Source organism: Micromonospora sp. C28SCA-DRY-2 (genome assembly GCF_030519475.1).
GTDB lineage: Bacteria > Actinomycetota > Actinomycetes > Mycobacteriales > Micromonosporaceae > Micromonospora.
Genome location: NZ_JAUMKD010000005.1, coordinates 19,405 through 40,232, shown reverse-complemented (window position 1 = coordinate 40,232; position 20,828 = coordinate 19,405). Strand labels below are relative to the sequence as shown.

At 74.8% G+C, this 20,828-nt stretch carries 18 protein-coding genes; 6 read left to right on the top strand and 12 right to left on the bottom strand.

Going from position 1 to position 20,828, the window contains the following annotated elements; translation table 11 throughout:
- Window positions 1-94 precede the first annotated feature (94 nt).
- The gene (locus Q3W71_RS20865; protein ID WP_302921068.1) at window positions 95-946 is read left to right on the top strand and encodes a helix-turn-helix transcriptional regulator; all 852 of its coding nucleotides are present in this window, start codon (window positions 95-97) and stop codon (window positions 944-946) included.
- Between the two features lie 57 nt (window positions 947-1,003).
- Here Q3W71_RS20865 and pdxT read toward each other — a convergent pair whose 3' ends face one another.
- The 6 genes from pdxT to pgsA all read right to left on the bottom strand — a co-directional run bounded on the left by pdxT (window position 1,004) and on the right by pgsA (window position 6,103).
- Window positions 1,004-1,609 carry a pyridoxal 5'-phosphate synthase glutaminase subunit PdxT gene (pdxT, locus tag Q3W71_RS20860; RefSeq protein ID WP_302921067.1) on the bottom strand — a complete coding sequence of 202 codons (606 nt, stop codon included), beginning with the start codon at window positions 1,607-1,609 and terminating at the stop codon, window positions 1,004-1,006.
- A gap of 2 nt (window positions 1,610-1,611) precedes the next feature.
- Window positions 1,612-2,526, bottom strand: coding sequence for a pyridoxal 5'-phosphate synthase lyase subunit PdxS (gene pdxS, locus Q3W71_RS20855; protein ID WP_302921066.1), 915 nt, complete (start codon window positions 2,524-2,526; stop codon window positions 1,612-1,614).
- 145 nt (window positions 2,527-2,671) lie between these two features.
- Complete coding sequence (locus Q3W71_RS20850) at window positions 2,672-3,175, bottom strand: hypothetical protein (protein WP_088994896.1); 504 nt, start codon at window positions 3,173-3,175, stop codon at window positions 2,672-2,674.
- An 81-nt stretch (window positions 3,176-3,256) separates the two neighbouring features.
- A complete protein-coding gene (locus Q3W71_RS20845; RefSeq protein ID WP_302921065.1) occupies window positions 3,257-4,417 on the bottom strand; it encodes a glycosyltransferase family 4 protein in 1,161 nt (386 codons plus the stop codon).
- A 130-nt stretch (window positions 4,418-4,547) separates the two neighbouring features.
- On the bottom strand, window positions 4,548-5,474 hold the full coding sequence (locus Q3W71_RS20840; RefSeq protein WP_302921064.1) for a phosphatidylinositol mannoside acyltransferase: 927 nt from the start codon (window positions 5,472-5,474) through the stop codon (window positions 4,548-4,550).
- Entirely contained in the window at window positions 5,471-6,103 is a 633-nt protein-coding gene (gene pgsA, locus Q3W71_RS20835; RefSeq protein ID WP_302921063.1) for a phosphatidylinositol phosphate synthase, read from the bottom strand. Before pgsA ends, Q3W71_RS20840 begins: the two co-directional genes overlap by 4 nt.
- A gap of 241 nt (window positions 6,104-6,344) precedes the next feature.
- Between pgsA and Q3W71_RS20830 the strand changes: the two genes are divergently transcribed.
- On the top strand, window positions 6,345-8,507 hold the full coding sequence (locus tag Q3W71_RS20830) for an elongation factor G-like protein EF-G2 (protein WP_302921062.1): 2,163 nt from the start codon (window positions 6,345-6,347) through the stop codon (window positions 8,505-8,507).
- Window positions 8,508-8,831: 324 nt separating this feature from the next.
- Here the strand turns inward: Q3W71_RS20830 and Q3W71_RS20825 are convergent, their stop codons facing one another.
- Both Q3W71_RS20825 and Q3W71_RS20820 read right to left on the bottom strand, forming a co-directional pair.
- Window positions 8,832-9,890 (bottom strand): aldo/keto reductase, encoded by a 1,059-nt coding sequence (locus tag Q3W71_RS20825; RefSeq protein WP_302921061.1) that lies wholly within the window; start codon window positions 9,888-9,890, stop codon window positions 8,832-8,834.
- Window positions 9,891-9,939: 49 nt separating this feature from the next.
- A complete protein-coding gene (locus tag Q3W71_RS20820) occupies window positions 9,940-10,452 on the bottom strand; it encodes an HIT domain-containing protein (RefSeq protein WP_302921454.1) in 513 nt (170 codons plus the stop codon).
- 219 nt (window positions 10,453-10,671) lie between these two features.
- Between Q3W71_RS20820 and Q3W71_RS20815 the strand changes: the two genes are divergently transcribed.
- Window positions 10,672-11,409 carry a D-Ala-D-Ala carboxypeptidase family metallohydrolase gene (locus Q3W71_RS20815; RefSeq protein ID WP_302921060.1) on the top strand — a complete coding sequence of 246 codons (738 nt, stop codon included), beginning with the start codon at window positions 10,672-10,674 and terminating at the stop codon, window positions 11,407-11,409.
- Between the two features lie 48 nt (window positions 11,410-11,457).
- Here Q3W71_RS20815 and thrS read toward each other — a convergent pair whose 3' ends face one another.
- Window positions 11,458-13,470 carry a threonine--tRNA ligase gene (thrS, locus tag Q3W71_RS20810; protein WP_302921059.1) on the bottom strand — a complete coding sequence of 671 codons (2,013 nt, stop codon included), beginning with the start codon at window positions 13,468-13,470 and terminating at the stop codon, window positions 11,458-11,460.
- 290 nt (window positions 13,471-13,760) lie between these two features.
- Between thrS and Q3W71_RS20805 the strand changes: the two genes are divergently transcribed.
- Window positions 13,761-14,876 carry a YcnI family protein gene (locus tag Q3W71_RS20805; RefSeq protein ID WP_302921058.1) on the top strand — a complete coding sequence of 372 codons (1,116 nt, stop codon included), beginning with the start codon at window positions 13,761-13,763 and terminating at the stop codon, window positions 14,874-14,876.
- 113 nt (window positions 14,877-14,989) lie between these two features.
- Here Q3W71_RS20805 and Q3W71_RS20800 read toward each other — a convergent pair whose 3' ends face one another.
- Complete coding sequence (locus tag Q3W71_RS20800) at window positions 14,990-15,910, bottom strand: ADP-ribosylglycohydrolase family protein (protein ID WP_302921057.1); 921 nt, start codon at window positions 15,908-15,910, stop codon at window positions 14,990-14,992.
- Between the two features lie 73 nt (window positions 15,911-15,983).
- On the opposite strand from Q3W71_RS20800, the gene Q3W71_RS20795 reads away from it, so the two are divergent.
- Together Q3W71_RS20795 and Q3W71_RS20790 are read left to right on the top strand one after the other, a co-directional pair.
- On the top strand, window positions 15,984-16,673 hold the full coding sequence (locus Q3W71_RS20795; protein ID WP_302921056.1) for a response regulator transcription factor: 690 nt from the start codon (window positions 15,984-15,986) through the stop codon (window positions 16,671-16,673).
- A gap of 29 nt (window positions 16,674-16,702) precedes the next feature.
- Window positions 16,703-18,100 carry a HAMP domain-containing sensor histidine kinase gene (locus Q3W71_RS20790; RefSeq protein WP_302921055.1) on the top strand — a complete coding sequence of 466 codons (1,398 nt, stop codon included), beginning with the start codon at window positions 16,703-16,705 and terminating at the stop codon, window positions 18,098-18,100.
- Window positions 18,101-18,947: 847 nt separating this feature from the next.
- On the opposite strand, the gene Q3W71_RS20785 is transcribed toward Q3W71_RS20790, so the two are convergent.
- Together Q3W71_RS20785 and Q3W71_RS20780 are read right to left on the bottom strand one after the other, a co-directional pair.
- Window positions 18,948-19,973, bottom strand: a complete 1,026-nt coding sequence (locus Q3W71_RS20785) for an adenosine deaminase (protein WP_302921054.1) — start codon at window positions 19,971-19,973, stop codon at window positions 18,948-18,950.
- A complete protein-coding gene (locus tag Q3W71_RS20780; protein ID WP_302921053.1) occupies window positions 19,970-20,764 on the bottom strand; it encodes a trans-aconitate 2-methyltransferase in 795 nt (264 codons plus the stop codon). Before Q3W71_RS20780 ends, Q3W71_RS20785 begins: the two co-directional genes overlap by 4 nt.
- Window positions 20,765-20,828 lie beyond the last annotated feature (64 nt).

The window sequence follows — 20,828 nt, the reverse complement described above, 5'->3', positions numbered from 1 at the left end:
GTCGGGGCGGCCAGCGCCGGTGGGGAGGCCGGCGCGAGGGTGGCCCTGCCGGGGACACCCAACGGCGATGCCCCGGTGCCAGACTGGACGGGTGATGGACGGAGAGTTGGGCGCGTTCCTGCGCAGCCGGCGGGAGGCCCGGCGGCCGGCCGACGTGGGTCTCGCCCCGGGTCCGCGCCGCCGCACGCCCGGTCTGCGCCGGGCGGAGCTGGCGACGCTGGCCCAGGTGAGCGTGGAGTACCTGACCCGGCTGGAGCAGGGGCGGGACACCCGACCCTCGCCGGAGATCCTCGCGGCGCTCGCCGACGCCCTGCTGCTCGACGACGCCGACCGGGACCACCTGCAACAGCTCGCCATGGTCAGCCACAGCCGGCAACTGTGCCCGGGCGAGCGACCGTCGGCCGCCCGCGCCGTCCGCCCGACGGTCCGGGCCGTGCTCGACGGGCTCCGCGACGCCCCGGCGTACGTGGTGAACCAGCTCAGCGACGTGCTGGCCTGGAACGACCCCTTCGACCGGCTGGCCCGCCCGCTGGGCCTGCTCGACGGCAGCCGGCCGAACCTGCTGTGGTTCACGCTCGCCGACGAACGCGCCCGCGACCACTTCCCGCAGTGGGCGGAGCTGGCCGACCAGCAGATCGCCGAGCTGCACCGGTTGCGCCGCGGCGACCCGGCCACCGACGCGTTCGCCGACCGGCTGGCCCGGACCGTCGGCGCGCCGTTCACCGAGCGGTGGGAGCGGCGTCCGGTGGCCGCCCCACGGACCGGCGTCCGGGAGCTGCGGCACCCGGAGGTCGGCCCGCTGCGGCTGGCCTACGAGACCCTGGAGCTCGCCGACGCCGCCCACCAGCGGATCGTCGTCCAGCTCCCGGCCGACGCCGCCTCCGCCGCCAACCTGGACCGGCTCCTCGGCCGGCGGCCCGGACGCCTGCGCTCCGTCGCCGGCTGACCGGCGCGGACGACTCGCGGACCGCTCAGGAGGCGGCCCGGACGAGTCGCGGACCGCTCAGGAGGCGGCCCGGACCAGCCCCACGAAGTAGCGGTGCAGCCGCAGGTCGCCGGTGAGTTCGGGGTGGAACGAGGTGGCCAGCAGGTTGCCCTGCCGCACCGCCACGATCCGGCCGGCGGCCGGGCCCTCGGTGACCGTGCCGAGCACCTCGACGCCCTCGCCGACCCGCTCCACCCAGGGCGCCCGGATGAACACCGCGTGGAACGGCCCGCCCTCGACGCCGCTGACCGCCACCGGCGCCTCGAACGAGTCCACCTGCCGGCCGAACGCGTTGCGCCGCACGGTCATCGCGATGCCGTCGAAGCCGCGCTGGTCCGGGCGGCCGTCGAGCACCTCCCGGGCCAGCATGATCATGCCGGCGCAGGAGCCGTAGACCGGCAGGCCGCCGGCGATCCGCTTGTCGATCGGCTCGCGCATCTCGAAGATGTCGGCCAGCTTGCTGATCGTGGTGGACTCCCCGCCGGGGATGACCAGCCCGTGCACCGCATCCAGTTCCTCGGGCCGGCGGACCGGGCGGGCGTCCGCGCCCGCCCCGGTCAGCGCCGCGACGTGCTCGCGCACGTCGCCCTGGAGGGCGAGCACACCGATGGTGGGCCCGCTCATGGTCACCAGCCCCGCTCGGCCAGCCGGTGCGGCTGCGGGATCTCGTCGACGTTGATGCCGACCATCGCCTCGCCGAGACCACGGGAGACCTTGGCCAGCACGTCGGGGTCGTCGTGGAAGGTGGTGGCCTTCACGATCGCGGCGGCCCGCTGGGCCGGGTTGCCGGACTTGAAGATGCCCGAGCCGACGAAGACGCCCTCGGCGCCGAGCTGCATCATCATGGCGGCGTCGGCCGGGGTGGCGATCCCACCGGCGGTGAACAGCACCACCGGCAGCTTGCCGGTCTGGGCCACCTCCTTGACCAGCTCGTACGGGGCCTGGAGTTCCTTGGCCGCGACGTACAGCTCGTCCTCCGGCAGCGACTGGAGCCGGCGGATCTCCTTGCGGATCTTCCGCATGTGGGTGGTGGCGTTGGAGACGTCACCGGTGCCGGCCTCGCCCTTGGAGCGGATCATGGCCGCGCCCTCGGTGATCCGGCGCAGCGCCTCGCCCAGGTTGGTCGCGCCGCAGACGAACGGGACGGTGAACGCCCACTTGTCGATGTGGTTCTCGTAGTCGGCCGGGGTCAGCACCTCGGACTCGTCGACGTAGTCGACGCCGAGCGACTGGAGGATCCGGGCCTCCACGAAGTGACCGATGCGGGCCTTGGCCATCACCGGGATCGAGACGGCGTTGATGATGCCGTCGATCATGTCCGGGTCGCTCATCCGGGACACCCCGCCCTGGGCCCGGATGTCGGCGGGCACCCGCTCGAGCGCCATCACCGCGACGGCGCCGGCGTCCTCGGCGATCCGGGCCTGCTCGGCGTTGACCACGTCCATGATCACGCCACCCTTGAGCATCTCGGCCATGCCGCGCTTGACGCGAGCGGTGCCGACGACGGGGGCGCTGGTGTGCTGGGAAGTGGAGTCGGGCACGGGACATCGCTCCTCAGGCGTGCTCGGGGGGTGGCAGCGAAATGCTACGTCCGGCGCAACGCCGCTCCGACAGCCAATCAGACCCTCGGTGGCCTGCGATGTGGCCGCCGTCACCCGCCCTCTCGCCGGCCGAAGAGGCCGCGGCTCAGCCGGCCGGGACGTCCGCCGGGAGGGTGAGCGTGGGGTCGTCGATGTCGAAGTAGCGCGGCCACGGGTGCCGGCGCCCCATCCGCAACAGCCGCACCAGTGGTCGCCGCCGGGCGGCCCGGGCGTCGCGGACCAGGTCGGTGTGCACCTGCCGGGCCAGGGCCAGCCGCCGGCTGGCCGCGATCACCGCCTCGCAGTCCGGATCGGCGGGGTCGAGCTGCACCGCCCGCAACTGCCGGGTGAGGTCGTTCTCGGCGGCCTCCCGCTCGTCGGGGTGGGCGTCCAGGGCGATCCGCGCGGCCGCGTACAGCTCGACGCCGTACCGCCGTTCGGCCAGCACCGCGGCGGCGGCGGCCCGGCGCAGCAGATGGGCGTCGAGCGCGCGGGCCGCCAGCTCCGCGCGCCCCTGCAGCCGCTCGACCCGGCCGGCGGTCCAGATCAGGTACGCCGCGACCAGCGCGACGACCAGGGTCGTGCCCACCACCCACCACATGCCCGGCATCGTAGTGCTGCTCCGTTTCGGTCTCCTCCGGCCCGTCGCCGGCCGACGCTCCGGTCACCCGAGCACCACGCACCACCCGGGTCAGCCCAGCCCCACCCACTCCGTGTCGATCACCCGCCCGTCGGTGGCCTCGATCGCCGCTGCGTATACCTCCAGAACCCGGCGGGCAACCACGGGCCAGTCGAAATTCGCCACCACCTGGTCGCCGCAGGCGGTCAGCTCGGCCCGCTGCCGCGGATCGTCGAGCAGCTCGGTGAGCGCGGCGCGCAGCGCCACCGCGTCCCCGGTCGGGAAGAGCCGCCCCGCCCGGCCGCCGTCGAGGACCCGGCGGAACGCGTCGAGGTCGCTGGCCACCACGGTGGTCCCGGCCGCCAGCGCCTCGGTGAGGATCATGCCGAACGACTCGCCGCCGGTGTTCGGCGCCACGTAGAGGTGCACGCTGCGCAGCATGCGTGCCTTGTCCGCCTCGGAGACCAGCCCGAGGAAGGTCACCCGGTCGCGCAGCCCGGCCGGGAACCGGTCGTACAGGTCGTCCGGGTCGCCGGGCCCGGCCACCAGCAGCCGCAACCCGGGGCGCTGGGCGGCCAGCTCGACGAAGGCGTCCCGGAGCACCGGGAACCCCTTGCGCGCCTCGGTGAACCGGCCCAGGAAGCCGATCGAGCCACCCTCGCCCGGCGCGCACTCCCCCGGCCAGCCGGGCAGCGGCTCGGCGTCGGTGAACTTCGCGACGGCCACCCCGTTCGGGATCTCCACCGCCCCGCCGTCCATGTGCTCGACCTGCACCTTGCGGGCCAGCGCACTGACCGCGATCCGGGCGGTGATCCGCTCCAGCACGATCTGGAGCACGCCCTGCGCGGCGGCCAGCGCCCGGGACCGGGTCATCGCGGTGTGGAAGGTGGCCACCACCGGCCCTCGGGCGGAGAGCACGGCCAGCAGCGAGAGGCTGAGCGTGAGCGGCTCGTGCACGTGCAGCACGTCGAAGTCGCCGCGGGTAATCCAGCGCCGCACCCGGGCCGTGGAGACCGGCCCGAAGGCGATCCGGGCCACCGAGCCGTTGTACGGCAGCGGCACCGCCCGCCCGGCCGGTACCACGTACGGCGGCAGCGGGGAGTCCTCGTCGGCCGGGGCGAGCACGCTCACCTGGTGGCCCAGCCCGATCAGCGCCTCGGCCAGGTCCATGACGTGGTTCTGCACCCCACCGGGCACGTCGAACGAGTACGGACACACGATGCCGATCCGCACGTCAACGCCCTTTGTTCGCGACTGCCCGGATCCGCTCCGCCGTACTCCTCGCGCTCACGGTGTCACCTCAGTTCGCGACTGCGGGGCTCGCAAACCCGGCTCACTCCTCGCGCTCACCGCTACCTCTTCCTCAGAGCTGTCCGGTGGCCGGCGAGGGCAGCGCCACGCCGTCGACTGGGCCACGCTGGTCCAGCCACATCCGTTGCAACATGTGCCAGTCTTCCGGATGCCGGGCGATACCCGCCGCCAGACTGTCGGCGATCCGCTGGGTCAGCGACCGGACGCGCTCGTCGAGCGGGCCCTCCTCGGCGCCGGGCACCGGCAGCGGACCCACCAGCGACGCGCAGGCGGCGTCCGGCTCGTACCACATCGAGGCGACGTAGAGCGGCGCCCCGGTGCGCAGCGCGAGCAGCGCCGGCCCGGCCGGCATCCGGGTCCGGGCGCCGAAGAAGTCGACCTCCACGCCCCGGGCGGAGAGGTCCCGGTCGGCCAGCAGCGGCACCACCGCCCCGGCGCGCAGCCGGTCCACCAGCACGTCGAACGCCGGCCGGTCGCCGCCGTGGGTGGGCAGGATCTCCATGCCCAGGCCCCGGCGGAAGGCGAGGAACCGCTGGTAGACGCCCTCCGGCTTGAGCCGTTCGGCGACCGTGGTGATCGGCCAGCCGGTGGCCGCGACCCAGGCGCCGGCGGCGTCCCAGTTGCCCGCGTGCGGCAGCGCCACCACCGCGCCGCGGCCGGCCGCCACGTCGGCGGCGAGCAGCTCCTCGCCGTCGAGCCGGAACCCGGCCAGGATCTCCCGGCGGCTCAGCGAGGGCAGCCGGAACGCCTCCATCCAGTACCGGGCGTACGACCGCAGCCCGGCCCGGACCAGCTCGTCCAGCTCGGGCTCGGGCAGGTCGGGGCCGACCACCCGGCACAGGTTGGCCCGCAGTCGGGCGCCGCCGCCCCGGCGGTGGGCGCGGTCCGCGCCCGCCCGGAACGCCGCGGCCACGACGGGCCGCGGCAGCGCGCGGATCACCCGCCAGCCGGCGACGTAGCCGAGCTCGGTGAGATTCACCGATTTCCGTCCGGGGTGTGGATGCGCTGGGCCTGCCGGTACACGTGCAGCATCCGCTGGCCGACCGTGAAGATCGACACGGCGGCCAGCAGCCAGAGCGCGATCTCCAGCGCCGGGTCGAGGTTGAGGCCGGTGAGCAGCCCGCCGACGCCGACGATGAGCAGCCGCTCGGTGCGCTCGGCGATGCCCACGTTGCAGGTCATCCCGAGGCCCTCGGCGCGCGCCTTGACGTACGAGACCAGCGCGCCGGCGGCCAGGCAGAGCAGCGCGGCGGCGACCCCGGAGTACTGGTGCTCGGTGGCCAGCCAGTACGCCACGGCGCCGAAGACCGCGCTGTCGGCGACCCGGTCCATGCTCGAGTCGAGGAACGCGCCGAACTTGGTGGACCCCCCGCTCATCCGGGCCATCGTCCCGTCGAGCAGGTCGGTGAGCGCGAAGACGGTGACGATCAGGGCCCCGGCGACCAGATGACCGCGGGCACCGAAGCCGAGTGCGCCGACGAGCACCCCGAGGGTGCCCGCCACGGTGACCGCGTTGGGAGTTACGCCCGCTCGGAGCAGGCCGCGTGCGACCGGCTCGACGACACGGGCCATCCCCGCGCGGGCCGACACTTGGAAGATCTTCGCCATGGCGGTCCCACGATAACGGTCCGACCAGCGCCGGCTCTACGGCCGGTCAGGCGAGCCGCCCTTGTGCCGGCCGGGCATCGGGTGTGAGATCGAGCCGGGAGGTGAGCCAACTCACCCGCCCGCCCGTCACGTACCCGGAATCCAGCAGACAGCGGAGGATATCGCCGCGGGACCCGCCCCGGGCCGCTTCCCCGTCGCGCGCGGCGGTCGCCACCACCACCGGCTGAGGGAGGTGCGCCCCATGGCGCAGAAGAATCAGGAGAAGGGGATCACCGGCGGCGCGCCGGTGGTGACCGAACCCGGCAGGGTCCGCAACGTGGTGCTCGTCGGGCACTCCGGAGCGGGCAAGACGACACTGGTCGAGGCGCTGCTCGCGGCGAGCGGCACGATCGCCCGGGCCGGCACGGTCACCGACGGCACCACGGTCTGCGACCACGACCCGGCGGCGGTACGCCAGCAGCGCTCGGTGAGCCTGGCCTGCGCGCCGCTGCTGCACGACGGCATCAAGGTCAACCTGCTGGACACCCCCGGCTACGCCGACTTCGTCGGTGAGCTGCGCGCCGGCCTGCGGGCCGCCGACGCCGCGCTCTTCGTGGTCTCCGCGGTGGACGGGATGGACGCCGCCACCGCCGCGCTGTGGGAGGAGTGCGCCGCGGTCGACATGCCCCGGGCGGTGGCCGTCTCCCGGCTCGACCACCCGCGCGCCGACTTCGACGAGGCGGTGGCGCTCTGCCAGCGGGTGTTCGGCGACAACGTGCTCCCGCTCTACCTGCCGATGCTCGGCGACGACGGCGTCTCCACCGTCGGCCTGCTGGGCCTGATCACCCGGCGGGTCTTCGACTACACCGCCGGCCACCCGCCGGTGGTCCGCGACCCGGACCCGGAGCACCTGCCGGCCATCGCCGAGTCCCGCAACGAGCTGATCGAGGGGATCATCGCCGAGAGCGAGGACGAGTCCCTGATGGACCGCTACCTCGGCGGCGAGGAGATCGGCACGGAGATCCTCATCGAGGACCTGGAGAAGGCCGTCGCCCGCGGCCACTTCTACCCGGTGGTGCCGGTCTGCGCCGAGACCGGGGTCGGGCTGGACGCGCTGCTGGAGGTGCTCACCGCCGGCTTCCCGTCGCCGCTGGAGCACGAGCTGCCGGCGGTGAGCGGGGTGGACGGCTCCCCCCGCCCGCCGCTGACCTGCGACCCGGACGGCCCGCTGGTGGCCGAGGTGGTCAAGACCACCATCGACCGGCACGTCGGCCGGGTCTCCCTGGTCCGGGTCTTCTCCGGCACGCTGCGCCCGGAGCAGACGGTGCACGTCTCCGGTCACGGCCTGGCCGAGCGCGGCCACCCCGACCACGACGCCGACGAGCGGGTCGGGCACATCTACACCCCGCTGGGCGCGAGCCTGCGCGAGGTGGCCAGTTGCGTGGCCGGCGACATCTGCGCGATCACCAAGTCGGGCAGCGCGGAGACCGGCGACACCATCTCGGCCAAGGACGAGCCGCTGCTGATCGCCCCCTGGGAGATGCCCGAACCGCTGCTGCCGGTGGCGATCGTCGCGAAGAGCCGGGCCGACGAGGACGCGCTGGCCCGCAACCTGGCCCGGCTGGTCGCCGGCGACCCGACGATGCGGCTGGACCGCAACGCCGAGACCCACCAGTTGGTGCTCTGGTGCATGGGCGAGGCGCACGCCGACGTGGTGTTGGAGCGGCTGCGCGCCGGTGGGGTCGAGCTGGACACCGAGCCGGTCCGGGTGTCGCTGCGGGAGACGCTGACCGCCCCGGCCAAGGGGCACGGCCGGCACGTCAAGCAGTCCGGCGGGCACGGCCAGTACGCCGTCTGCGACATCGAGGTGGAGCCGCTGCCGCGCGGCGCCGGCTTCGAGTTCGTCGACCGGGTGGTCGGCGGGGCGGTGCCGCACAACTACATCCCCTCCGTCGAGAAGGGGGTACGGGCCCAGATGGAGCGCGGCCTGGTGGCCGGTCACCCGGTGGTCGACCTGCGGGTGACGCTCTTCGACGGCAAGGCGCACAGCGTCGACTCCTCCGACGCGGCCTTCCAGACCGCCGGCGCGCTGGCACTGAAGGACGCGGCCGAGAAGGCCCAGCCGGTGCTGCTGGAGCCGGTCGACGAGGTGGTCATCCGGGTGCCCGACTCGGCGGTCGGCTCGGTGATGGGCGACCTGTCCGGCCGGCGCGGCCGGGTGCTGGGCACCGAACCGGACCCGGACGGCGAGGGGCGCACCCTGGTGCGCGCCGAGGTGCCCGCCACCGAGCTGCTCCGGTACGCCGTCGAGCTGCGCTCGATGACCTCGGGCACCGGCACCTTCCGCCGCCGGTTCGCCCGCTACGAGCCGATGCCCACCCACCTGGCCGACCAGATCCGCAAGGAACACGCCACCCGCGCCTGACCCCCGCCACCCCGCTCCTGCCGGCCCTCTCCCGGGCCGCGCCCGCCTAGAGGCCGCACTTTCCCCGAGAGTGCGGCCTCGCGCTGGGCTGAGGGCCCCCTTTCCCGGACGAGGGCCCTCGCGCTTTCCCCGGACGAGGGGCCTCGCGCCGGATCGAGCGCACTCCCCGAGAAGAGGGCCCGGCGCCGTCCCGGGCTGCGCCCGCCGGAGGCCGCACTTTCCCTGGAAGTGCGGCCTCGCGCCGGGTCGAAGGCCCTCTTTCCGTGCGAGTGGGCCGGCGCCGCACACCGCCGGCCCGGCGCTCGGGCGCCGGGCGAGGTGGGGTTACGGGTGGGTGGCGGGGAGGGTGGGGCTGGGCCAGTAGGGGCGGTCGGCGGATCGCAGCGCCGCCGCCCGGACGGCCGCCAGCTGGCGCTCCACCTCGGCGAACTGGTCCGGCGGCAGCGGCCCCCAGCGCAGGGCGGCGGCGTTCTCCTCGACCTGGGCGACGGTACGGCAGCCGGGGATCGGCACGCTCCGGCCGCTGCGCGTCCAGATCCAGCCCAGCGCGCCCTGGGCCAGGGTGCGCCCGTCGCCGGTCAGCGCCGCCCGCACCGCGGCGACCCGGCGCAGCCACTCCGGCGCCGGCCGGCCGCCGCGGAACCACTCCAGCCAGCCCGGCGCGACGCCGCGCACGTCGTCGCGGGGCAGCGTGGAGCCGGCGGTGTACTTGCCGGTGAGCAGGCCCATCCCGAGCGGCCCCCGGACGACGCTGGCCAGGTCGTACTTGTCGCAGACGGCGAGCAGCTCGGGGGCGTCGCGGAGCACCGAGAGGGCGTGCTGCACGGCGGTGGCGCGCGGGGCGCCGTGGCCGAACGCGGCGGCCCGGTCGGGGCGGTCCGTGCTCCAGCCGTACGCCCGGACCAGGCCCTCGGCGACCAGGTCCTCCAGGGTGGCGACCAGCGCCTCGGCCCGGGGCACCGGCAGGTCGGCCAGGTGCAGCTGGTAGAGGTCGATCCAGTCGGTGCCCAGCCGGCGCAGCGAGTCGTGCACCGCCCGCCGCAGGTACGCCGGGGAGGCGTCCTCGCCGGTCGCCTGCCGGGTCGCCTCGTCGAAGGTGTAGCCCCACTTGGTGGCGATCACCGCCTCGTCCCGCCGGCCGGCGAGCGCCCGGCCGAGGATCCGCTCGCTGTGCCCCGCCCCGTACGCGTCGGCGGTGTCGAAGAGGGTGACCCCGAGGTCCAGCGCGCGCCGCACGGCCCGTACCGACTCCTCGTCGTCGACCGCGCCCCAGCCCAGCGGCTGGCTGCCCTCGGCCCACGGGCCACCGATCGCCCAGCACCCCATCCCGAGGGCACTGACCTCGATGCCGCTGCGACCCAACGTCCGCGTGCTGACTGCCATCGCCAGATCGTGCCACCCGCCGGGCCCGCACGGGTGGCAGCCGGCCGATTCAGGACGGCCAGGCGCGAGCCAGCAGTTCCCGGGTGTCGCCGAGCAGTTGGGGCAGCACCTTGGTGCGGCCGATCACCGGCATGAAGTTGGCGTCCCCGCCCCACCGCGGCACCACGTGCTGGTGCAGGTGCGCGGCGATCCCGGCACCGGCGACGCCGCCCTGGTTCATGCCGAGGTTGAACCCGTGCGCGTTGCTGACCTTGCGGATCACCCGCATCGCGGTCTGCGTGCAGGTCGCCAGCTCGACGGTCTCGGCCGCGTCCAGGTCGGTGTAGTCGGCGACGTGCCGGTAGGGGCAGACCAGCAGGTGACCGGGGTTGTACGGGTAGAGGTTCAGCACCACGAAGACGTGCTCGCCCCGGGCCACCACCAGGCTCTCCTCCGGCGGCCGCCCCGGCGCCAGGCAGAACGGGCAGCCGGTGGGCTTCTCGTAGCCGCCCTCGGGCCGGTCCTCCCCGGAGATGTAGGTCATCCGGTGCGGCGTCCAGAGCCGCTCCAGGCCGTCGGCCATGCCGCTGTCCGTGTGCCGTTCCGCCCCAGTCACACGCCGATCCTACGGACCCGGCCCGGCCAGCTGCGACGGCCGCCGGCCTTCCCGTTCGGGGTCACCGGTGGTGGCGGCCACCACTTAGCGGCGGGAAACTCTGTGGCTGCAAATTATTGACGAGTGCACGGCCAGGTCTGAAAATCCCATGCATCTATGTACTTCCATTTACCGATGGAGGGCTCCATGTTCCGACGGCTCGGCAGGTTCTTCGCGGCGCTCGCGCTGGCCGCCGCCACCACGGTGGTCGGCGTCACCCTCACCCCCGGGGCGGCGCACGCCGACGGCTGCTACACCTGGGGACGCACGCTGTCCCAGGGGATGTCCGGCGAGGACGTCCGGCAACTCCAGATCCGCGTCGCCGGCTACCCCGGCTACGGCGCGGTGCTCACCCTCGACGGCGCGTACGGCCCGGCCACCAAGTCGGCGGTGACCCGCTTCCAGCAGGCGTACGGCCTCTCCGCGGACGGCATCGCCGGCCCGCAGACGTTCAACAAGATCTACGCGTTGCAGGACGACGACTGCACGCCGGTGAACTTCAGCTACGCGGAGTTCAACGACTGCAACAGCGACTGGTCCGGCGGCGCGGTGTCGGCCAGCACGGCCCGGTTCAACGCCCGGGTGTCGATGTGGAAGCTCCAGGCCATGCGGCACGCGCTCGGCGACCAGCAGATCATCGTGACCAGCGCGTTCCGCAGCTACGCCTGCAACACCGCGGTCGGCGGGTCGTCGACCAGCCGGCACCTCTACGGCGACGCCGTCGACCTGGGCGCCGGCCCGCACTCCCTGTGCCGGCTCGCCCAGCAGGCCCGCAACCACGGCTTCAACGAGATCCTCGGCCCCGGCTACCCGGGGCACAACGACCACACCCACGTCGCGCACAAGTCGACCCGGACCTGGTCCGCGCCGACCTGCGGCATCTGACGCCGGTGCCCCCGCCGCGTCATCGGCGCGGCGGGGGCACCCGCGGCGTCACTGCTGGGCCGACGGCCCGATGTTGCTCCGCGTGGTGACCACGTCCAGCACGTGGGCCACCGCCTCGGCCATCGGCACCCCGTTGCGCTGCGAGCCGTCCCGGTAGCGGAACGAGACGGTGCCGGCCGCCACGTCGTCGTCGCCGGCGATCACCATGAACGGGATCTTCTGCTGCTGGGCGGTACGGATCTTCTTCTGCATCCGGTCGTCGCCGGTGTCCACCTCGGCCCGGATCCCCTCGGCGCGCAGCGCCGCCACGAACCCGTGCAGGTAGTCGGCGTGCTCGTCACGGATCGGGATGCCGACCACCTGCACCGGGGACAGCCAGGCCGGGAAGGCGCCGGCGTAGTGCTCGGTGAGCACCCCGATGAACCGCTCGATCGAGCCGAACTTGGCGCAGTGGATCATCACCGGCTGCTGCCGGGTGCCGTCGGCCGCCTGGTACTCCAGCCCGAAGCCCTTCGGCTGGTTGAAGTCGTACTGGATGGTCGACATCTGCCAGGTGCGGCCGATCGCGTCCTTGGCCTGCACGGAGATCTTCGGGCCGTAGAAGGCCGCGCCGCCCGGGTCGGGGACGAGTTCGAGCCCGGTCTCCTGCGCGCACTGCTCCAGCACCGCGGTCGCCGTCGCCCAGTCCTCCTCCGAGCCGACGAACTTGTCCGGCCGGGACTCGTCCCGGGTCGACAGCTCCAGGTAGAAGTCGGTGATGCCGAAGTCGCGGAGCAGGCCGAGCACGAACGCCAGCAGGTGCTTGACCTCGGCGGGCGCCTGCTCCCGGGTGCAGTAGGAGTGCGAGTCGTCCTGGGTGAAGCCGCGCACCCGGGTCAGGCCGTGGATGACGCCCGACTTCTCGTACCGGTAGACCGACCCGAACTCGAACAGCCGCATCGGCAGCTCGCGGTAGGACCGCCCGCGCGACCTGTAGATCAGGTTGTGCATCGGGCAGTTCATCGCCTTGAGGTAGTAGTCGCTGCCCTCCATCTGCATCGGAGGGAACATCGTGTCCTTGTAGTAGGGCAGGTGGCCCGAGGTGTGGAAGAGGCCCTCCTTCGAGATGTGCGGGGTCCCGACGTACTGGAAGCCCTCCTCGATGTGGCGGGCCCGGACGTAGTCCTCCATCTCCCGCTTGAGCACGCCGCCCTTGGGGTGGAAGACCGCCAGCCCGGAGCCGATCTCGTCGGGGAAGCTGAACAGGTCCAGGTCCGCGCCGAGCTTGCGGTGGTCGCGCCGGGCGGCCTCCTCCAGCAGCTTCAGGTACGCCTTCAGCTCGTCCCGGGTCGGCCAGGCGGTGCCGTACACCCGCTGCAGCTGCGGGTTCTTCTCCGACCCCCGCCAGTACGCGGCGGCCGAGCGCATCAGCTTGAACGCGCCGATCAGCCGGGTGTTCGGCAGGTGCGGGCCACGGCACAGGTCGGACCAGCAGACCTTGTCCTCGCCGGCGGCCAGGTTGTCGTAGATGGTCAGCTCGCCGCCGCCGACCTCCATCACCTCGGAGGAGTCCAGGCCCTCGCCCTTGACGTCGATCAGCTCCAGCTTGAACGGCTCGGCGGCCAGCTCGGCCTTCGCCTCGTCCAGGCTGCGGAAGCGCCGCCGGCGGAACCGCTGGCCGGACTTGATGATCTCCTGCATCCGCTTCTCGAGCCGGGCCAGGTCGTCCGGTTGGAACGGCTTGTCGACGGCGAAGTCGTAGTAGAAGCCGTTCTCGATCGGCGGGCCGATGCCGAGCTTGGCCTCCGGGAAGACGTCCTGCACGGCCTGGGCGAGCACGTGCGCGGTGGAGTGGCGCAGCACGTTCAGCCCGTCCGGGGAGTCCAGGCTGACCGGCTCGACCTGGGTGTCGACGGCCGGCATCCAGTCCAGGTCGTGCAGCACGCCCTGCGGGTCGCGGACCACGACGATCGCCTTCGGGCCGGCGGCGGGCAGCCCGGCCGCGGCCACCGCGTCGGCCGCCGTGGTCCCGGCGGCGACGACGACGGGGTCGGCCACGGCGGGGGTACGGGGTGCGGACACGGTGACTCCTCCAGCAGACGGAACGGATGGACGCCGACGAGCGGCTCCTGCCGATGCTATCGGTCGTGCTCGCCGGCCCGGCCGGCGACGCCCACCGCCCAGCGGCCAATCGTCGATCCGCCCGGCGCCAGCAGACACCACGAGCACCGGGCACCGGGCACCGGGCACCGGGCACCGGGCACCGGGCACCGGGCACCGGGGCACGTTGAACCATTCCGGCGCGCGATCCGAACTACCGGGTGTGGCCGGAAACCGGTGCCGGCCGCGCGGAGACGGATGGGGACCCGAAGATGGCGATGACACGCGGCCTGGGCCGTCGGGCCGGGGCGGTGGCCGCCCTGGCCGCGGCCGCCGTGCTGACCTGGCCCGCCACGGCGGACGCGGCGGACGTGACCACCAACCCGACGCAGGCCCGCCAGGGCGACGCGGTGAAGCTGGAGTTCGTGGTGCCCGAGGAGCGGCCCGGCACCCGGACCGACCGGGTCGAGGTCCGGCTGCCGGCCGACGCGCCGATCGCCGAGGTGTACCCGATGTCGGTCGACGGCTGGGCACCGCGGATCACCTCCCGCCGGCTGGACCAGCCGGTGACCGGCCTGCACGGCGTCCGGCTGGACACGATCACCAGCGCCGTGACCTGGACCCGGATGCCCGGATCGGGCACCGCGCCGGCCCGGCTCACCCTCTCCATGGGGCCGCTGCCGCAGGTGGACCGGCTCACCTTCCAGGTGATCCAGACGTACGCCGACGGCACGGTGGTCCGCTGGGCCGACCCGGCCGGGGCACACCGGGCGCCGGTGCTGACCCTGTCCCCCGCGGCCGCCGGGGCGGTCGCCGGGCACGGCGGGCACGCCGCTCCGCCGCCCGGCGGGGCGGAGGCCGGGGTCGCGGCGCCCGGTTCCGCCGGGGGCGCGCCGGCGGCCGGGACGGACGGCGGCGGGAACGCCGACGCCCTGCTCGCCGCCGGGCTGCTCGCCGGGCTGGGCGGCGGAGCGGCGATCGGTTGGCTGGCGAGCCGGTGGCGCCGCCGGGAGCCGACCGCCCCGATCGACCGGTCCGTGCTCGACGAGGAACCAGCCGCGGCGACCGACACTCCGGTCGCGGCGGCCGGCCCCCGGATCGAGGCGGCCGAAAGCCAGGCCGCGGCGGCCGGCCGCCACCCGGCGGCCCGCGGCCGGACGACGGCCGACACCCGGGCGGCGGCGCCGCTGGGCGCCGACCCGACCACGGGGGTCCCGGCCGACCGCAAACCGACACCCGCCGACGGGAGCCCGGCACCGGCCGAGGGCGGCCCGAAACCCACCGGTGCGGACGGCCCGGCATCCCGGCCGGCCGAGCCGGTGCGAAGCGACGCGGATGCGGGATCGCGCCCACCGGTCGGCGCCCTGCGCGGTTCCGCGCCCATCTGAGCCAGGCCGACCGACGCCCCGCACGGATCCGCGCTAAAGGCGGTACGGATCCGCGCTAAAGACGGTGCGGCATGCCGATCATCAGCAGCGGGACCAGCACCACGCCCGCGCGGTCAGCCGAGCCAGTCCGGCAGCGGCTCGCGGGCGGCCAGCCACTGCGTCGGCACGCCACCCGGGGTGCCCACCCCGGTGTGCGCGGCCACCACCGCGCCGGCGATCGCCGCCGTGGTGTCGACGTCGCCGCCCGCCTCGACGCAGGCGCGGATCGCCGCCGGGTAGTCGTCCAGGTGCACCGCGGCCACCCAGAGGGTGAAGGCGACGGTGTCCTGGGCGGTCACCCGGGAGCCGTTGCCGAGCGCGTCGACCACCGCCGGCAGCGGCCGGCCCAACAGGTCCACCGCGCGGCGTACGCCCCGGTGCACCTCGCTGCCCGGGTCGAGCAGCGCGGCCACCGCGGCCAGCAGCCGGTCCGGCGCCGGGCGGTACCCGTCCAGCCGGGCGCGGGTGGCCAGCGCGGCGGCCACCGCCACCGCGACCGCCCCGGCGATCCCCTCCGGGTGGGCGTGGGTCACCTCGGCCGAGGCGCGGGCCTGCGCCGCCGCCCGGGCCGTCGAGTCGGCGAACCACGCGCCCAGCGGGCCGACCCGCATCGCCGCGCCGTTGCCGCACGAGCCCTGCCCGTCGAACGCGGACGCGGCGGCCACCGGCCACGGCGTGCCGGTGCGGATCAGCCGCAGGATGGTCACCGCGCCCGGCCCATACCCCCGGTAGGGCTCGCAGCGCTCGGCGAACGCGGCGGCGAGCGCGTCCCGGTCGATCCGGCCGGCGTCGGCCAGGGCGGCCACCACCGAGCAGGCCATCTCGGTGTCGTCGGTCCACTCCCAGGGCGGCGGGGGGAGCTTCCCGGCGGCCAGGTCGGCCGGGCGCCGGCCGGGGACGAAGAACTGCGAGCCGAGCGCGTCGCCGACCGAGAGACCGGCGAGGCTGTCCCGGGCGAGGGCCAGGCGGGTGTCGGAAAAGAGGGTGAAGGACATCGTTGTACCAGCTTGCCGGGTTGGCAGGAGCGCCGCAACGCGATCAACTTGCCACGGGCAGTACCGTCTTGCTGTGGCCACCGTGCTCCTGGTCGAAGATGATCACGTCGTACGCGGCGCGATGCTGCGGTCCCTCGCCGACCGGGGGCACGCCGTGCACGCCGTCGGCACGGCGCTGGACGCGCTGCGCCGGGTGGCCGCCGAGACACCCGACCTCGTCGTCCTCGACCTCGGCCTGCCCGACCTGGACGGCTCGGACGCGCTGCGGATGCTGCGCGGCATCACCGACGTGCCGATCATCATCGCCACCGCCCGCGACGACGAGCAGTCCGTGGTCCGCCTGCTGCGCGCCGGCGCCGACGACTACATGGTCAAGCCGTTCACCGGCGCCCACCTGGACGCCCGGATCACCACCGTGCTGCGCCGGGCCGGCCGGGCCAGCCGGACCGTCCAGCCGGCCGTGCACGTCGTCGGCGGGCTCCGGGTGGACGTCGGCGAGCGCAGCGCGCACCTCGACGGTGAGCCCCTGGCGCTGACCCGCAAGGAATTCGACCTGCTGGCGTATCTCGCCGCACGTCCGGGCCGGGTAGTGTCCCGCCGGGAGCTCTTGGAGGAGGTATGGCGGCAGCCATCGGTCGGCGAGGATCAGACCATCGACGTTCACCTGTACTGGCTGCGCCGCAAAATGGGCGAGTCCGCGGCGAAGCCGCGCTACCTGCGCACCGTGCGGGGGGTCGGCTTCCGGCTGGTGGCGCCGGACTGAGGATCACGCTGGCCCTGCTCACGGCCGGCATGTCGGCCCTGGCCGCGTTCGCCTTCCTGATTCCGCTCGGCACGGTCCTCGACGACCGGGCCCGGGACGAGGCGGTGGCGGACGCCGCCCGGCGCGGCGCGCTGGTGACCGGGGCGCTCGCGGTCAGCACCGACCCGGCCGTGGTGCTGCGCGCCGTGCAGGCCAGCGGCGACGACCCGGCCACCCGGCCGGTGGTGCACGGGCTGGGCCTCGACGAGTCGGCCGCCCGGGCCCGCCCGGCGGACCTGGACCGGGCCCGGTCCGAGCGCCGCTCGCTCGTCGCCGACGTGGACGGGGGCGTGGTCCGGCTCGACCCGGTGGTGCTCGGCGACCGGACGGCAGTGGTCGAGGTGTTCGTGCCGGAGTCGGACGGTGGCCTCGCCGGGCGCTGGCTGCTGCTGCTCGGGGTGGCCGCCGCGCTGACCGGCGCGGCGGTGCTGGTGGTCGACCGGGTCGCCGCGCGGGCCGTCGAGTCGGCCCAGGGCCTGGCCAGGGCGGCGCTCGCGGTCGGCGACGGCGACCTCGGCGTACGCGTCGAGCCGAGCGGACCGCGCGAGCTGGCCGAGGCGGGTCACGCCTTCAACCGGATGGCCGACCGGCTGGTGGTCTCCCGCACCGACGAGCGGGAGCTGGTGGCGGACCTGTCGCACCGGCTGCGCACCCCGCTGACCGTGCTGCGCCTGGACGCCGAGGCGCTGGAGTCCGACGACACCAGCGTGGGCACGTTCAGCGAGGCGGAGCTGGACCGCCGGCGCACCATCCGCCGGATCCGCCAGGCGATCGTCACCCTGGAAGGCGAGATCGACGTACTGATCAAGACCACCCGCAAGGCGGTCGCCCACGAGACCGGGCCGGCCATGTGCGACGTCAGCGAGGTGGTCCGGGACCGGATGGTGTTCTGGGCGGCGCTCGCCGGCGACCAGAACCGCCCGCACCGGGTGATCGGCGCCCAGCTGCGCATCCCCGCCCCGGTGCCCCGGGCCGAGCTGGCCGCCGCGCTGGACGCGGTGATCGGCAACGTGTTCCGGTACACGCCCCAGGGCACCGCGTTCGAGGTGGCGGTGTCCCGGCGGGACGGCTACGTGGCCATCCGGATCGACGACGCCGGACCCGGGATCGCCAACCCCGACCGGGCGCTGCGCCGCGGCGCCAGCGACCAGGGCTCGACCGGCCTCGGGCTGGACATCGCCAAGCGGGTGGCGTTGCAGGCCAACGGCTCGGTGAGCATCGACCGGGCCCGGCTGGGCGGGGCCAGCGTGGTGATGTTGCTCGCCGACCCGGAGGCGGCGCCGCGCCAGGTCAACCGGTTCGGGCTGGTCGGCCGGATGGCCCGGGAGGCGCGCGAGCAGAAGAGCGCCGGCCGCCGCTGGCCCCGCCAGCGCCCCTCCGCCGGCTGACGTCCCGGCCACCGACCGCACCCGCGCTGGGTTCGGGTGCATCTGTTGTCGCTGGAACGACAACAGATGCACCCGAACGCGGGCGAGGCGGCGTCGAGGGGCGTCGGATGAACGCTCGCCGGGCTCCGGCCGGCCGCTGGCGGCAGGTCGGCGGCCGACGGCACCGGCCCGCAGGCACAGCCGACAGCACCGGCCCGCAGGCACAGCCGACGGCACCGGCCCGCGGGCGCGGCCGGCTGGGCCGGCGGCGTCCGTCGCCGCCCGGGGTGCAGCCGCCGGACGAACCGTCGCCGGCTCCGGCCGGGTGCTGCTGGCGGGCGGCGGCTGTGGGGCGGCGCAAGTCTTCCTTAGGTCTCGGTTAACGGCGCCGCCGCGCCGGCCCGGGACTGTCACGATCAGTACGAACCCATCAGTTCCACCGGAATGTTGCCCCGTGCACCCACCGCCGGTGGAGCCGTGCGCGCGGCGGGAGAAACGGTCCCCCCACACCTGCTCCCGCCGCGCGCCCACCCCTTCCACCCCCACCCCGGCGGCGTCCACCGCGCAGGCCCACCCGCCGGCACCGCCCTGACCCGGGCCGCTGCCGGCCGTGTCAGCGAAGGTCACGCTCGAACACGGATGGAGTGGCCTCCCGGCGGCGGGAAGGCCACTCCATCCCTGTTCTTGCGCGATCGTGGCCGCGGCGAGCGGCCGGGCGCGGTCGCCGCGGGCGACGGGCTACCCGGCCCGGCGGATCTGGCGCAATCGTGGCCGCGGCGAGGGGCCAGGGCGCGGTCGCCGCCGGGCGGTGGCGCGGCGCCGCCGGGCGGTGGCGCGGCGCCGTCGGGCCGTGGCGCGGCCGGGGCGGTCAGCCGCGGTGGGTGGCCAGGTAGGCGTCGATCTCGGCGTCGATCCGCTGCTTGCCGGCCGGGGCGAGGAACGAGGCGGTCACCGCGTTGCGGGCCAGCGCCGCCAACCCCTCCGGGCCGACGTCCAGCAGCCGGGCCGCGACCGCGTACTCGTCGTTGAGGGTGGTGCCGAACATCGGCGGGTCGTCGGAGTTGACGGTGACCAGCACCCCGGCCTCGACCAGCCGCCGCAGCGGGTGCTCGTCGAGGCTGGCCACGGCCCGGGTGCGCACGTTGGAGGTCGGGCAGACCTCCAGCGCGATCTGCCGCTCGGCCAGGTGGCCGACCAGTTCCGGGTCCTGCGCGGCGGAGATGCCGTGCCCGATCCGCTCCGCGCCGAGCTCGCGCAGCGCGTCCCAGACGGTCTGCGGGCCGGTGGTCTCCCCGGCGTGCGGCACCGACCGCAGCCCGGCCGCCCGGGCCTGGTCGAAGTACGGCTTGAACTGCGGCCGGGGCACGCCGATCTCGGGGCCGCCCAGGCCGAAGCTGATCAACCCGTCCGGCTTCTCCGCCAGGCTGATCCGCAGGGTCTCCTCGGCCGCCGGCAGGCCGGCCTCGCCGGGGATGTCGAAGCACCAGCGCAGCTCGATGCCGAAGTCCGCCGCGGCCCGCTTGCGGGCGTCCTCGATCGCCTCGCAGAACGCCGGGGCCGGGATCCCGCGGTGCACGTGCGAGTAGGGCGTGACGGTCAGCTCGGCGTAGCGGACCTGCTGGCGGGCCAGTTCCCGGGCCACCTCGTGGGTGAGCAGCCAGACGTCGTCCTGGTCCCGGATCAGGTCCACGACGCTGAGGTAGACCTCGATGAAGTGGGCGAAGTCGCGGAACGCGAAGTAGTCGGCCAGCGCCGCCGGGTCGGCCGGCACCGGGCTGCGCCCCTCGTGGCGGGCGGCCAGCTCGGCGACGATCCGGGGCGAGGCGGAGCCGACGTGGTGCACGTGCAGCTCCACCTTGGGCAGTCCGGCGATGAACGTGGGCAGGTCGGTCACAGGTTCTCCTCGGCACGGGCGCCGGTACGGGCCACGACGAAGACGCGGCGGAACGGGAAGTACACCTGACCCTGCCGTACCGGGTACGCCTGGGCGAGGCGTACCCCCAGCTCGGCCCGGAAGTCCGCCCAGCCGGCGGCGTCCAGGGCGGCCCGGACGGGCCGCAGCGCGGTTCCCTCCATCCAGGCCAGTACGGGGTGGTCCGCCTCGGCGCGGGCCGGCAGCAGGTGCACGTAGGTAGTCTCCCAGGCGTCCACCGCGCAGCCGGCACCGGTCAGCAGCCGGGCGTAGTCGACCGGATCGTCCACCGGGGCCTCGCGCAGCAGCGGGGCCAGCTCGGTGCGCCAGGCCGGCCGGCCGGCGACCTCGCGCAGCGCCCGGTGCGAGAGGGCGTCGAAGTTCCCCGGCACCTGCACCGCCAGCCACGCCCCGGCGGGCAGCTCCCGGGCCCAGCGGACGAGCAGCTCCTGGTGACCGGGGACCCACTGGAGCACCGCGTTGGCCACCACCACGTCCACGTCCGGGTCGGGGCGCCAGTCCCGTACGTCGGCGACGGCGAAGCGGACCGGGGCGGCCAGCACGGCGGCGCGTTCGACCATCTCGGGCGACGAGTCCAGCCCGACCACCCGGCTGGCCGGCCAGCGCGCGGCCAGGGTGGCGGTCAGCTGGCCGGGGCCGCAGCCAAGGTCGACCACCGCGCGCGGCCGGTCCGCCGCCACCCGGGCGAGCAGGTCGTGGAACGGCCGGGAGCGCTCGTCGCCGTAGCGCAGGTACGTCGTCGGATCCCACATGCCAGCCTCCCAAACCGTACGTCCGTCTTGTTTACGGTACGGCCGGTTGGGCGGGCCGGCAAGG